We start from the raw sequence: 12,366 nt of genomic DNA, 5'->3' as shown, positions 1-12,366 counted from the left end.
CGCGGCGAGAAAGTAGCCGGCACTTAACCCGATCACAAGGCCGGTATGGGTTGAGAGCCAGGCGCCGAGGGCTGTCCCGCCAAAGAGCGCAACAAGAAGCGGCAAGGTGAGGGGTAAATGGCACGGGCACGCCAAAAAGCCCGTGATAAGTAAGAGAGAGGAGCCGATGGAACGTCGCATAGGAACATCCCCATTCCCTAGCCGGCCTGCTCGCTTGCCGTATTGAGAACCGAGCAGGTGGCAAGCTGCGCGCCATGCAGGACCACCATATCTTGCGCCAGCTTGATCAGCTCGCGCACGCGCGGGTCACAAACACGGTAGTACACGAACTTGCCGCGCCGCTCGCTTGTCACAAAGCCACACCAGCGCAAGCATTGCAGGTGGGTCGAGACGCGGCTTTGCCCGGTGCCCGCCAGCATGACCAGTTCGCTGACGTTGTGCTCGCGCTCCAGTAGTGCAAGCAGAATGCGCAACCGGGTCGGGTCGCTCACGCCCGCGAACAGGCGCGCCAGCAGGTCAGCTCCATCAATCCCTGCGCCGACTGGGGACAGCGGAATAGTCCCAGATACAACCTGTTCCATCACATCACCCTATCATATCCGTATATACAGATATCATAGCAATTTTGCGTACGGCTGTCAAATCACCATTCGGTGCTGCTTCATCCCGGATGGCGTAAAAGCAGGGCGTTATCCGGATCAAGCAGTAGGGCTGTGTACGACTGTTCAGGGATTGACAGTCCACCGATCACGGCATACAATATAATGACTGACTGGTCATTTTGCCTCCTCAAGCTTTTCTCGTGGAATGAGGGATAGGTTTATGCGATCGTTCCGTGCGCCATGGCTCGCTACCTTGCGGGCGACGATTCGCCTGCTCTATCGCAGCCATCCACGCGCGTTCCTGGTCAGCGCCGTGGCCTCGCTGGCCGAGCCGCTCTTTTTTCCCGCCTTCATCCTGCTGCTGCAACGGCTGTTGCTGCAGATCACAGCGGGTGGCACAGTGCATGTTACGCCGGCGGTGATCCAGCTCGGCGCCGGTCTGCTAGTTCTGCTCCTCGTGCAACGGCTGGGCATAATCGTCCGCGATGCGTCCTCGACCATCCTGCGGCAGGAGGCCTGGGTGGCGATTAGCAAGCAGGTCATGCAGAAACTGCCGGCCGTGCCCTACCCGCTCTTCGAGAACAATGCCTTTCAAGCCCGCTACGGGTTAGTCATCCGCGAGGCGGCCCAGCGCTCGATCACCCTGGTCGACTCGCTGCTCTCGACCGCGCCGATCTTCCTTGGGTTGCTGGGGCTTGCGATCAGCCTCTTCACGATCGCGCCGCTCATGGTGCTGGCGATGCTGCTGATCGCGATCCCGGCCGGGTTCATCGAGCGGCGTTTCAGCCATGCGATGTACGAATTACAGGAACACACCGCGCCGAACCAGTTGCGGATGGAGGCGCTCACCAATATGCAGGTGGATGCGCCCTGGCAGCGCGATGTGCGCCTCTACCACAGCAATCTCATCCCGCGTGAGCACGCTGCGCTCGCCGACGCCTACCTGGCGCAGCTTAAACAGCTGACGCGGCGCTTTCTGGGCTTGCGCACTGGCGCAGCGTTGGTGCAGGTGCTGGGCTTTGGTCTGGCGCTGGTCGCTGCGGGCGTGCTGATTGCGCGCGGGCAAATTAGTCTCGCCAGCCTGGCCGTCCTCGTGCCTGGCATGGCACTCTTGTCGGGGATGCTCGGGTCGCTGATCTACCACTATCGCGAGCTGCTGGAGTCGCTGACCTATGCGGCGACATTATTCGAATTCCTCACGACCGAGTCCTTCGATGGCCACCGCGCAGTACTGCCAACTCCCAGTGCCACCCTAACACGAGCAGGGCTGGCGGCCATTCACCTGACGGATGTTTCCTTCACCTATCCTGAAACGGGCACAACCGCGCTCAAGGACATTTCGTGTACCTTCACACCAGGCCTCACTGCGATCGTCGGCACGAATGGCGTGGGCAAGAGCACGCTGGTCAAGCTCCTGGCTGGCTTGGTCGCACCAACCACCGGCACGATCCACGCAATCGGATCCACGGGCGGTGCCGAGTCGCTGGATGGCTATGCCAAAGCGGTGCTGTTCCAGAACCCAGCGCATTTCCATTTCAGCATCCGGCACAATGTGACCATGCAGTTCGAGCGGAGCGTGGGCGATGAGGTGCGGATTGCCGTGGCGTTGTGCCAGGCTGGGTTGTGGGATCTCGTCCAGGCGCTGCCCGATGGTATCGACACGGTGGTAGGCGCTGGGTTTGGGGGTGCCACCGATCTATCAGGTGGACAATGGCAGCGACTCGCGCTGGCGCGTTTGCTCTATCACGATTCGCCCTTGATCATCCTGGATGAGCCGAGCGCTAGTCTGGACCCTGTCGGCGAACGGCAGATCTTCGAGCTGTTGCGGACGATGGCTCACGAGAAGCTAATCCTGTTCACCACGCACCGGTATGATACGATTCGCAAAGCCGACACGATCGTGGTGCTGGTCGACGGCCGGATCGCCGAAATGGGCACGCATGAAGAACTGGAGCGCAACGCTGGGGATTTCTGGTCGCTGTTCCTGGCGCAGGGCGCGCACCCGGCGGCGTGATGGCACCACAGATCATCAAGCAGCCTGGCTGCCGGTGCAGCCGTGAGGAGTGGTGACGATGCCGAAGTTGCTGGAGAGGACCCGCGTTGCACGCGAGGCGCGCATCCTGCACGCAGCTGTGACCTGTTTTGCCCGCCAGGGCTATTACGGAACCACGATGGAGGAGATCGCCGCTGAGGCTGGCATCGCCAAGGGCGCGGCCTACGTCTACTTCCCGAGTAAAGAAGCAATCTTCCTCGCCCTGTATGACACCTGGGGCTGTACCTTGCGCGAGGAGATTATGGTGGCGCTGGCGACGCTCACGCCGGCGGAGCGGAACTCAGCGCGGCGGGTGCTGCGCACGATCGTAGAAGTCACCGGGCGGCATGTGCAGGCCGAGGCGGCCACCTGTCGCGTGTTGATGGAGGGCCGGACGCTGGCGGCCTATGTGCCAGCCATCGCTGAACGTGTGGCGACTGAACAGGCGCAGGCCCAGAAACAGCTCACCGCCCTGATCCAGGACGGGGTGGCAGCGGGCGAGTGGTCGCCGGACTTCGACGCAGTGCTTCACGCGACCATGGTGCGGGCGACCATCCACGGCTTGATGGCGAGCTGGCACCTCGCGCCGGGGAGCTTTTCCTGGGACGCGGCGGCGGCGGCACTAGCAGCTGGCTGACTGAGCATCGTGAAGCGTTAGCCGTAGTATACTCATCCTCGTGTGCTGTCAATCTCACCTTGCGCATTACCGACAAGGACCATCTGCTGGATGAGTCCAGGATCGGCATGACACATCTGGCCTGTCCTACAGCCAGCCCTTCTGTTCAGCGAGTCGTGCAGCGTCCATCCGGTTGCCCACACCCAATTTTTGAATAGCCGCAGAGAGATGATTGCGGACAGTTCCCTCGGACAGTGACAACTGTGTGGCAATGACCGCGATGCCGGCACCGCCCAGCGCGGCCGCCAGCACCTCCCGTTCCCGGCCACTCAGCAGGTTGTCACCCTCGCTTAAAGCCGCCAGCGCCAGCTCCGGATCAACCACTCGCTCGCCGGCCACCACGCGCCGGAGCGCCATAGCTAGCTCGGTTGCGGGCGCCTCCTTGAGCAGAATCCAACCGCGCCACTCTCCATCGCCCGCCGGAGATAGCCGCTGCGCCCAAAGGTGATCAGGATCACCACCTGGCAGGACGGCAGGCGCTCGCGCAGCGCCTACGCCGTGCTCAAGCCGTCACCGCCGGGCTCTCAATATCCAGCAGTGCCACACAAACCTCGCCAAATGATCCTCTGGCGAGGTTTCCACGCCGCACCTCGCCATTCTCAGCACAGCCTTTCCCTCAGCGGCTGATACCACAGCCACTGCCTGAATCTGGCACAAGCAGCGGTTCGATGGAGGCCGGTCGAAGCGGCACCAGGCCGGCGTGGCACAGCGCGGCCGCGACCGCGTCCGAGACGCCCGGCCAGAGCTGCACCGCCCAGGTGGTGATCGGGGGCGCGCCCATCCGGCGGCGCACAGTCGGATGGTCAAGGACGGCGAGCTGCCTGGCGCGGCGAATGATCCGATCGCTCGATTCCGGCTCCCCATACACCAGCAGCGCCACGCGGACGTCGAACTGGGGGCGCGGCTGGCCAAGCGCCCAGTATGGCGGCCCATGACACGGGCAGCGCCCGGCGCGGATCGCGCGACAGGCGACGCACGCCTGGTAGCGCGCCGCGGCGGCGGCTTTGTCCGGCCGCGGCTCATCTGGCTGGCGGATTGCGGGCTCGTACCCCCAGTCGGTCGGGTCCGGCAGCCCGGCATCGAACGCGTCCCAGCGCGCCTCCAGCACTCGCAGCGCGTAGTGTTCGCGGCAGACGTCCTTCGCAATGTCATGCTCCCGCTCCGGTACGTCAAACACCTCGCCGCACAGCCGGCACGCGAAGTCACGCTCGCCGGCGATGTCGAGGTCCAGCACGCCGGCAGCGCGGCCGCCCGGGCCAGTCACCGCTACGTCCGCGGCAATCGTGAGCTGCCACGCCCCCATGCCTGGGGACGTTCCGTAGAGCCGATCGAGGAGCGAGGCGGCGGCCTCGGGCGCGCGCAGCGCGGCGATCAGGTTCGCGTCCGCCGGACGCCGAGGAGGGTCCACTGTCAGACCGTGGCGCGGGGGCATGGTTGTCTCCCAGGGCGCATTCGGCGGGCAGATCGCCCAGAGCAATGGGAAGAGTTCGGCAACGACGAGATGTGCGATGGAGGCGCCCTACCGTAAGTATCCTCCTGTGCGATGCCTTTTGTCAAGCAGTAGAACGCGCAGAACGCCGCCTCTCCATATGTCTCTCCGAGCAAAAATTTGAAGATCAGAAAAATCAAAAGGTCGAAAAGTCACGCTTGACAAGTGTCACCATCCGCTATATTATGTCAAGTAAAGATCGTTCAATCTTCCTGATCGCGGCAGCCGCGCATAGGAGCAACACCGATGACAACATCGCCGACCTTCTCCGACGCCGAGATCGAGTCGCGCATCGCCAGCGTTGCCGCCGGCCTGTCACAGCCGCTGGTGGCCGCAGACACCGCCTGGATCGCGGAGAACGTACGTCACTGGCTGTCGAGCTATATGTTCAACGAAAAGAGCCTGGCCGACGTCATTGCGAGCTGGGTCCGCGGGTGCGCTCCGCTCGTCGATATGGACGGCCAGCCCATCACCGTCGGAACGACGCTGCTGGTTCCCTTTTCCAAGGGTGGCGCGGGCAACGGTGCGCACATGCGGCGGATGGTGGTCGTCGCCATTGGCGAGCCAGCGCACCGCGGCTACGGCTATTACACGCGCACACTCACGGTCAAGGGCCTGGGCGATGGAAAGAAGATGAAGCATCATTACCCCAGCAATACGCTGGTCATAGCGCCGGCTCCGGCTAAAGCCTAGCGGTTCTCGCGGCCGAACGAACTTTGTATACTGCACCAGTTAGACACGAGGCCAGCAATGCAGCTCTACATCCCAAATATCGGCGAGAAGATCATACTTGCCGCCGACTGGACCTTTCGCCTATTCAACGAGCGCCGGTGCCAGCCGTTCGACGATTGCCCGGCGCCCGCACAGATCGTCGACAATCCCACCTACTTCCTCAGCCAGGTCAAGCACTGCACGCTCCCGGCCGGCACGATGCTGATGGTCGACCGCGTGTACCTTCGACAGGGCCTGGATGAATTCGCCTCGATCAGCTTCCGTATCGTGAGCACCAGCGCGCCGTGGGTCGCCAAGCAGCGCAAGCGCTTCTGGGCCAAGCTCGACGACATCAACCAGATCCAGATCGTCCCGCCGGCATCTTCGCAGGCCGAGCTGATGATCACCCTGCGGCCGGACGATGTTGTCGCTCGCGCGCGCCAATGCCGGGCGCTCACGCCTCTCGACCAGCTCACGATCGCCAGCGCAGCCGAGGGGTCAGCGCTGGCTCGTGAGGCGCGCGGCCTGGTATTGGAACTGGAGGCGCTGATCGCCGCGCTGCGTGTCCAGGTCTACCAGGCCGCCGCCGGCGCGGACCTGACGAAGATCGAGGCCCTGCTCGCCGACATCCAGCGCCTGCGCGTTGACCTGAACACGCGCGCGGGGCTCCTGGAGCACGGTGCCACACTCGCCGCGGCGTAGACGATCGGACGCTCGCCAGCGCCGCATGACCAGGCCGACCGCTATGCTGCACGCCGCACGAACAACCACCGGCGAGCCAGAGCCTGTGCAGTCGCTGAGCGACTGGGCCCGCGCCCGGCTGCGCGCGCTCAGCGGCTGCGGTCTGCCTGAGCGATTCGAGGTGTGGGATCTGCACGGGGCCCTGGCGCAGCTCGGCAGCGCCGGCCCCGAGCGGCGCGCGGCAGGCGAGCGGCCAGCGCTCGCCAGCGAGGCGGCCGGCGCTTCAAGCTCCCAAATGCGGCACGAGGCGCTCCTCGCGAACTCCTGCACGCGCGCGCCGCGCGCGCTGTGGGATGCTCAGCGGCTGCGGAATACCCTGTTTGTGTAATTCGTCGAGAAGGATTGCGGCGCCTTCCGCCCAGCCATGATCGAGCATCAACAGATGCCCGCCATGGCACGCGCGCGCCTCTGTCCCGAGTATCGTCGCGGTCCGCGCCACCGCCGTCCCGTGTGACAGCGCGTCCCCGGCGGCGCCAATCACAATTGCGCTCGCGCGCACCGCGGCGATGCGCGGGCGAAACGCCCCGCTGCTGAGCTGCGACAGCGCGACAAGCGACTCGGGCTGGAGTTGCCCGGCATAGCTGGACGCCAGCGCAGCGTCCAGTATCGGCGAGAAAAAGACGCGCCGGGCGCGCTCCACGTGCGCGTACGGCTCATACCACACGCCGCTCAGGCGGGCTGCGAGCTGCGCGCGGCCAATCGCCGCCACCGTCTGCGGGCCGAGACGCCGCAGCAAATGCAGCCGATCGACCGCGCGACGCGCCTGGGGAATAGCAACCGCCAGCAGCGCAACCGCGCTCACTGCCTCGGGGTGCCGCGCCGCGCACTCCAGGACCAGCGCGCCGCCCATCCCATGGCCGACCAGCACGGCTGGCGCCGCGAGCGTCGCGAGCACAGCCGCGACGTCGTCGACGTAGTCTTCCATTCGCGCGGTGCGCAGCAGGCTGAACCCGTCGCTGGCGCCATGGCCGCGCAGGCTCATCGAGCACACGAGATAGCCGCGCTCGGCAAAGTAGGTCCGCCAGTGTTTATAGACCCAGGCGCCGGCATACGCGCCGTGGACGAGCAGCACGGGCGTAGCGTGCGATCCGGGGAGTGGTTGTGTGATGGTGCGTTCAAGGTACATCTATCGCTCACTAGCGCGCAAGAGCCCCACGGTGGGAGCGTAACGGGACGACCCCGCCCGCTGGAATGCCGCGCGCGGATAATGCTTCGAGAATAAGTGCCGCGGCCTCGATCCAGTGCGCGTCGAGCATCAGGTCGCTGCCGCCGCGGCTGAACAACGCCTCCGTCCGAAATAGCGCCGCGGTCGCGCGAACGTCTTCCGCCGGCACGAACACATCGCCATATGCGCCTACGACCACGACCGGCGCCTCTAAACCCGATAAATCCGGGCGAAACGAGCCCTGGAGCGTCTGCTGAACGGCAACTGGCGACTCCGGTTGAATCAGCGGAAAATAAGCGTGCAGGTCGTGTGGCGCCACATCCGGCGACAAAAAAGCGCGGCGGAACAGCTCGGCCGAGGTGATCGGGTGATGCAGCGCGCCGCGGAGTTTTGATTGCATCGTGGCCCGCGCGTACGCCAGCGTGACGCTGCCGTCGGAGGCCAGCGCCTGCCGCAGCGCCGCCGCTCGCTTGCGCCCGACAGCCTGCGGGGCCGCGCTGGCCAGAAGCACCACTGCGCGAGTCAGGCGAGCAAACCGCGCCCCGCTAAGGAGCGCGAGCGGCCCGCTCATCGCATGCCCCACCAGCACCGCCGGCGCGCCGATCCGTGCCAGGGCCCACCCGATGTCCTCGACGTAATCCTCCAAGCGCACCGCGCGCAGGTCGTCGCGGTGGCGGTTGGCGCCGTGGCCGCGCAGGCTCAGCACGTACGCGGTATAGCCGTGATCGGCGAAGTACGGCAGCCAGTGCCGATAGCACCAGGCGCCGTGGTATGCACCGTGGACAAACAGGATCGGCGTGGCGTGCGCTCCTCCCGCCGGCTGTTCGATGAGAAGTTCCAGGTCCATATGCCGTCCCGCACAACCTTTCAGTCGAGATCAGATCTGCCACACGATAGCATACCCTACGCGTCCGCCTAGTAGGGTTGCGAAACCGCAGCAGCTTAGGTACAGGTCGACTGTCCGGTCGATCGCCATCCACCCCTTCCGAAAGGACTGCTGAGGCATAGCGGCTGTGACACGGAAACGAGTAAGCGCGGCGGAGCCGCCATGCCGCGCGCGGCATGGCGATGCGGTTTGTGGTTGACGCCTGGCAGCAGGTATGTTATACCTCTCGTGGTCTCCCCACACCACGCGGATCGATCAGCAGTGCGACGCCGCATCTCGAACAGCGGGAATGTGTTCATGCCACAAGCGAGCGGACATCATCAGGACAACCTCCTCGATACGGTGCTTGCCGTCCTTCAGGCGGCCCTGGCGCGCCTGCGGCCGCACGCTCCCTTTTCGTGGCCCATTCTGCTGCGCATCTTCGAAGATAAGGACGTCCGGGCGCTGCTCCCGCGCGATCCAACCCCGCAGGTGCTCGCGGCCGCAATCGATCGCCTGCTGGCAAGCGGCGAGGTCGAGGCGGTCGAGCAGGAGCCGGAGTTGTTCGTATGCTCGGCGGATGTGGGCGCGCTGGGCCAGGCCGCTGTCGAGCGCCATGGCGCCGCCGATGAGCAAGGCCGCGACCTTGGCGCGATCGCCTTCCGCGCGCTGCGCGATCTCGTGAGCAGTATGCTCTGGGATGCCGCGGCTCCGCGCGACCTCGCGACCCGTGACCTGCTGCTGCCGCACCTCGCGCAACTGGTTCTCCAGAGCGAACCGCAGGAACCCGGATGGCCGGATCTGCTTGCCAGGACGGCAAGCACGCTGATCGACCTTGCGCCCGAGTTGTTCGTCGACACGATGCTGAGCGTCGTCGCGCGTAGCACGACCTACGATACGCACCGCGAGCTGCGCGCCATCAGCGAGTGCGCGCGCCGCTTTCTCAAGCGCCGGCCGCGGCACCCCGCGGCATTCGCAGTCGCGCGGGCGTACCGCGCCGCCCAGACGCAGCTCTACACAGTCACCGCTGGCGCGTACGGCGAGCGGTCGGCGCTGCTGGCCGCACCTCTCATCGGCCTGGCGACCGCGCTCGACGCCACGAGCGGCGAGGCCGCGACCCTGATGGAGCAGGCACGCGATCTCGACGACGTGGCCGGCGATCCCAGGGTCTGGTATCACCTGGGGCTGGCCTACGCGCGCTCGCGCCGTCTCGGCGAGGCGCTGGACGCCTACGAGCGCGCGCGCGACCTGGCGGGCGCCGAGGCGCCCTACCTGGCCGCGCGCATCAAACTCGCCCTCGCGACGCTGACCGAGCCGGTCATCCCGCCGGAGCAAGCTGAGCACGCCCGCACGCTCCTGCGCGCGGTCATCGCCGAGGCGCGGCGCTTCATCGCGGAGGGCACCGACATCGCCGAGGAGGCCGGCGAGCCGGTCGACCCGGCGCGCCTGATCCTGCTCGACGGTCTCATCGCCCTGATCTGGCAGTCGCTGTTCACCAACCAGGTACGCGACATGCTGCCGCTGATCGCCGAGGCCAGGCGCGTCGCCGCGGAATTGCTCGACGAGGATCATCCGACGATCCAGGCGCTTGATGATTGGGAGCGTATGGCGCGCCAGGCGCAGCGCACGCGCGGCAAGCCCCGGCGCTAGGCCGCCCAGGCGGTGTGGTCAGCCGCTGAGCGCCTGCTCGGGCGCTGGGGCCGGCTGAGGCTGGAGCTGCTGCCAGATCGCCTGCGAGAGCGGCGTGGAGGCTTCCTGGCGCGCGGCGCGGAGTATGGCCCGCTGCTCGGCAGCGGGGCGCCGCGCGAGTTCGTGCAGGACCCGCACGCTGACATGGTGACCCGCCAGCGCATCCTGGACGTCGGGCATGAGCTGCGCGACCGGCATCACCAGGCGCGCGCGCGTCGCTCGTGAGAGCGAGGCAAGGCCGAGGTCTTTGAGAAGCTGCGCCCAGCTCGTGGGAAGCCGGCCGGACTGCACATATACCCCGACGGTCGGCACCTGCGCCAGCACGCACAGGCGCTTCGCCAGGGCAATGATCTGCCACGCAGATCTGCCGCGCGCGGCCGCGTACCGCCTGGCGGTCTCCTCGCCATCGTCGCCGAGCGCATGCTCCAGCGCAACGATCTGGACCCCGAGGAATTGTATGTATAGTGCCTGGCCGAACCACAACGGGTCGGTATCGCGCCGCGCCAAATTGGCCTGGAGCAGACGCCGGTGCGCGATGTACCAGGCGGGCTCGCGCGCGGCCTGGGCGATCGGGCGGCGCTGAGCGGCGCGGTAGTGCTGTCTCAGACGGTGCAGCAGTGCAGATGCCATAGACGAGGTTGTCTCACTCCGTCAGATCCTGAACGCGTCCAGTGAACAGTGTCTGGACGCGTCAGCCGCCATCCTAACATGCGGCCAGCCGGACTGCAATAGGATGCCGGTCATGAAAACGGCGTGCGCCGCGTGTATAACATCATAGGAGCCAGTTAGAAGGAGCACGCCGTGGCGCTCATCGACATCACCGACCCGCGGATCGACCCGGTCGCACAGATCGGCCTGGCCATCAGGGGCGCAATCGCCGTCTGCCCTACGACTGGCGCCGAGCTGCACGCGTCGCACGGCAGGCGCATGGCTGGCCGGCCGCGCCGCTACATGATGCTGTTCCCAACCGGCGAAAAGTACACCGTCCACGGTCAAGGAGGCACGTTTGTCAGGCAGCGCCTGGGCTGTGCCTTCGGCCTGACCGCGCAGAGCGATGCGGAGGCGATTGCGAAGGCCAACACCCAACTCGCGCGGTTCTTGAAAACACCACGGCGCTGGGACGCGGCACGCTGGCGCTTCGTCGCCGGCGACCCGGCATGAGCGTGCGATCCGGGCGGCTGTCCCAGATGACTTGACAAAAGTATCATAAGATGATATTATTCTCGTATAAGCGAATTCATCCGCGTCATTACAGCACACCGACGAGGACCAGCGGCATGCCAGCATCACGACGGCTCACCTACGACCAGTCAATCGCGGCGCTTCGGGAAGGCCGCACGCTCACGCACTTCAGGCGCTCCGGGCGCATCATCTTCGACGACGGCCGGCAGGCGCAACAAGGCGTCCTGGCCGGACTGAAGCTGCGCGACGCGGTGCGGGTCAGCCAGGAAACCCGCGTCAAGACAGTGTATGTCTTCGCCGGCGACGGCAAGCCCGCTGAAGCTCGCGAGCCGGGCGTGATGGCACACGCGACCATCGATCTGCCGGACGATGCGATCGGGCGCGTCGGGGAGCGCTACACGCTACGCATCGCCCTGAAGGGCAACCTTCCCGGCGATCTGCCGCAGGTCACGCTCAGCGCCAGCGTGTGGGCGAGCGATGAGCTGGCCGTAGAGGAGCCGTGGCACCAGTCGGAGACCGCGACCCCAGATACGCTTGCAGATACCGTCTTTTCGTTCTCGCTATCCGTCGTCGGTCCGGCGTCTGCCGCCAGGCCCGCCACCGTGACAGTCGATCTGCTCGGCAATAACCGCTACCTCGCGACCCTGCGCTTCTCGTTTCCCTGCCGCTGATCAGTACGAGGACAACAAGAGGGGATCATAATGGCGCCCGTCACCATCGAATACGACCACGGCACATTCGAGGCGTTGGTCATCAGCACACTCGGCGTAATGCCGAATTACACCTATATGGCCTGCATGAGCTGGCGCGACCACGGCGGCTACACGCCAGGCGCAGAACTGGCTCCGATCGGCCTGAGCCGGCCATTCGTGATTACCCACGCCGACATCGCAGCAGCGCGGGCCGCGCTGGACGATCTCTACCAGGCGGCGGCGGCATACCAGGCGCTGGTTGTCGAGAACGGAGGGAGCGATCCCTACATCGAAGACCATGCTTTCGGCGCGGACCTGGAAGACGTCGGCCTTTTAGCGGCACGCATCAAGCTGTGGAGCGCGCTTGAGTTCAAGGTTCGCGAGACGCTGCTCGCGCTGCTCGAACGCGGGGCTATCGAGCCGGGCGCCTACAGCATCAGGCCGCCGCAACACGCGTGGCGGCTCCCTGGGCTAAAGCTCCCGGTGTTATTCTCTCCTTTCCCGAATCATATCTGAGGCAAG

Annotated in this window: 13 protein-coding genes and 1 pseudogene; 8 read left to right on the top strand and 6 right to left on the bottom strand. The window is 65.7% G+C overall.

Going from position 1 to position 12,366, the window contains the following annotated elements:
• Nucleotides 1–197 precede the first annotated feature (197 nt).
• On the bottom strand, nucleotides 198–581 hold the full coding sequence (locus tag M1P90_RS35590; protein WP_483705780.1) for an ArsR/SmtB family transcription factor: 384 nt from the start codon (nucleotides 579–581) through the stop codon (nucleotides 198–200).
• A 241-nt stretch (nucleotides 582–822) separates the two neighbouring features.
• Between M1P90_RS35590 and M1P90_RS35585 the strand changes: the two genes are divergently transcribed.
• A complete protein-coding gene (locus tag M1P90_RS35585) occupies nucleotides 823–2,616 on the top strand; it encodes an ATP-binding cassette domain-containing protein (RefSeq protein ID WP_483705778.1) in 1,794 nt (597 codons plus the stop codon).
• A 67-nt stretch (nucleotides 2,617–2,683) separates the two neighbouring features.
• Entirely contained in the window at nucleotides 2,684–3,271 is a 588-nt protein-coding gene (locus tag M1P90_RS35580; protein WP_483705776.1) for a TetR/AcrR family transcriptional regulator, read from the top strand.
• 126 nt (nucleotides 3,272–3,397) lie between these two features.
• On the opposite strand, the pseudogene M1P90_RS35575 reads toward M1P90_RS35580, so the two are convergent.
• Nucleotides 3,398–3,854, bottom strand: a pseudogene (locus M1P90_RS35575) (LuxR C-terminal-related transcriptional regulator); the annotation flags it as partial.
• Between the two features lie 72 nt (nucleotides 3,855–3,926).
• The gene (locus M1P90_RS35570; RefSeq protein WP_483705774.1) at nucleotides 3,927–4,742 is read right to left on the bottom strand and encodes a hypothetical protein; all 816 of its coding nucleotides are present in this window, start codon (nucleotides 4,740–4,742) and stop codon (nucleotides 3,927–3,929) included.
• A gap of 303 nt (nucleotides 4,743–5,045) precedes the next feature.
• Between M1P90_RS35570 and M1P90_RS35565 the strand changes: the two genes are divergently transcribed.
• Nucleotides 5,046–5,492 carry a hypothetical protein gene (locus tag M1P90_RS35565; protein ID WP_483705772.1) on the top strand — a complete coding sequence of 149 codons (447 nt, stop codon included), beginning with the start codon at nucleotides 5,046–5,048 and terminating at the stop codon, nucleotides 5,490–5,492.
• Nucleotides 5,493–5,549: 57 nt separating this feature from the next.
• Entirely contained in the window at nucleotides 5,550–6,212 is a 663-nt protein-coding gene (locus M1P90_RS35560) for a hypothetical protein (protein ID WP_483705770.1), read from the top strand.
• 262 nt (nucleotides 6,213–6,474) lie between these two features.
• Here the strand turns inward: M1P90_RS35560 and M1P90_RS35555 are convergent, their stop codons facing one another.
• Entirely contained in the window at nucleotides 6,475–7,377 is a 903-nt protein-coding gene (locus M1P90_RS35555; protein WP_483705768.1) for an alpha/beta hydrolase, read from the bottom strand.
• Nucleotides 7,378–7,387: 10 nt separating this feature from the next.
• Complete coding sequence (locus M1P90_RS35550; RefSeq protein ID WP_483705766.1) at nucleotides 7,388–8,263, bottom strand: alpha/beta fold hydrolase; 876 nt, start codon at nucleotides 8,261–8,263, stop codon at nucleotides 7,388–7,390.
• A 336-nt stretch (nucleotides 8,264–8,599) separates the two neighbouring features.
• Here M1P90_RS35550 and M1P90_RS35545 point away from each other — a divergent pair, with 336 nt between their 5' ends.
• On the top strand, nucleotides 8,600–9,931 hold the full coding sequence (locus M1P90_RS35545) for a hypothetical protein (protein ID WP_483705764.1): 1,332 nt from the start codon (nucleotides 8,600–8,602) through the stop codon (nucleotides 9,929–9,931).
• An 18-nt stretch (nucleotides 9,932–9,949) separates the two neighbouring features.
• Here M1P90_RS35545 and M1P90_RS35540 read toward each other — a convergent pair whose 3' ends face one another.
• Nucleotides 9,950–10,600, bottom strand: a complete 651-nt coding sequence (locus M1P90_RS35540; RefSeq protein ID WP_483705762.1) for a hypothetical protein — start codon at nucleotides 10,598–10,600, stop codon at nucleotides 9,950–9,952.
• Between the two features lie 171 nt (nucleotides 10,601–10,771).
• On the opposite strand from M1P90_RS35540, the gene M1P90_RS35535 reads away from it, so the two are divergent.
• From M1P90_RS35535 to M1P90_RS35525, 3 genes are all read left to right on the top strand, one after another.
• On the top strand, nucleotides 10,772–11,131 hold the full coding sequence (locus M1P90_RS35535; protein ID WP_483705760.1) for a hypothetical protein: 360 nt from the start codon (nucleotides 10,772–10,774) through the stop codon (nucleotides 11,129–11,131).
• A gap of 116 nt (nucleotides 11,132–11,247) precedes the next feature.
• On the top strand, nucleotides 11,248–11,823 hold the full coding sequence (locus M1P90_RS35530) for a hypothetical protein (protein ID WP_483705758.1): 576 nt from the start codon (nucleotides 11,248–11,250) through the stop codon (nucleotides 11,821–11,823).
• Between the two features lie 30 nt (nucleotides 11,824–11,853).
• Nucleotides 11,854–12,360 (top strand): hypothetical protein, encoded by a 507-nt coding sequence (locus tag M1P90_RS35525; RefSeq protein ID WP_483705756.1) that lies wholly within the window; start codon nucleotides 11,854–11,856, stop codon nucleotides 12,358–12,360.
• Nucleotides 12,361–12,366: the final 6 nt, after the last annotated feature.

The sequence above is a fragment of the Kouleothrix sp. 19917 genome, assembly GCF_057073505.1.
Note: the sequence above shows the minus strand (reverse complement) of the source record. Positions and strands in the feature narration are given on the sequence as shown.

Excerpts from the sequence above, each read along its gene's own strand:
- M1P90_RS35560 (WP_483705770.1), top strand. The coding sequence starts at position 5,550 with ATGCAGCTCTACATCCCAAATATCGGCGAGAAGATCATACTTGCCGCC.
- M1P90_RS35585 (WP_483705778.1), top strand. The coding sequence starts at position 823 with ATGCGATCGTTCCGTGCGCCATGGCTCGCTACCTTGCGGGCGACGATT.
- M1P90_RS35525 (WP_483705756.1), top strand. The coding sequence starts at position 11,854 with ATGGCGCCCGTCACCATCGAATACGACCACGGCACATTCGAGGCGTTG.
- M1P90_RS35555 (WP_483705768.1), bottom strand. The coding sequence starts at position 7,377 with ATGTACCTTGAACGCACCATCACACAACCACTCCCCGGATCGCACGCT.
- M1P90_RS35540 (WP_483705762.1), bottom strand. The coding sequence starts at position 10,600 with ATGGCATCTGCACTGCTGCACCGTCTGAGACAGCACTACCGCGCCGCT.
- M1P90_RS35530 (WP_483705758.1), top strand. The coding sequence starts at position 11,248 with ATGCCAGCATCACGACGGCTCACCTACGACCAGTCAATCGCGGCGCTT.
- M1P90_RS35570 (WP_483705774.1), bottom strand. The coding sequence starts at position 4,742 with ATGCCCCCGCGCCACGGTCTGACAGTGGACCCTCCTCGGCGTCCGGCG.
- M1P90_RS35550 (WP_483705766.1), bottom strand. The coding sequence starts at position 8,263 with ATGGACCTGGAACTTCTCATCGAACAGCCGGCGGGAGGAGCGCACGCC.
- M1P90_RS35545 (WP_483705764.1), top strand. The coding sequence starts at position 8,600 with ATGCCACAAGCGAGCGGACATCATCAGGACAACCTCCTCGATACGGTG.
- M1P90_RS35590 (WP_483705780.1), bottom strand. The coding sequence starts at position 581 with ATGGAACAGGTTGTATCTGGGACTATTCCGCTGTCCCCAGTCGGCGCA.
- M1P90_RS35565 (WP_483705772.1), top strand. The coding sequence starts at position 5,046 with ATGACAACATCGCCGACCTTCTCCGACGCCGAGATCGAGTCGCGCATC.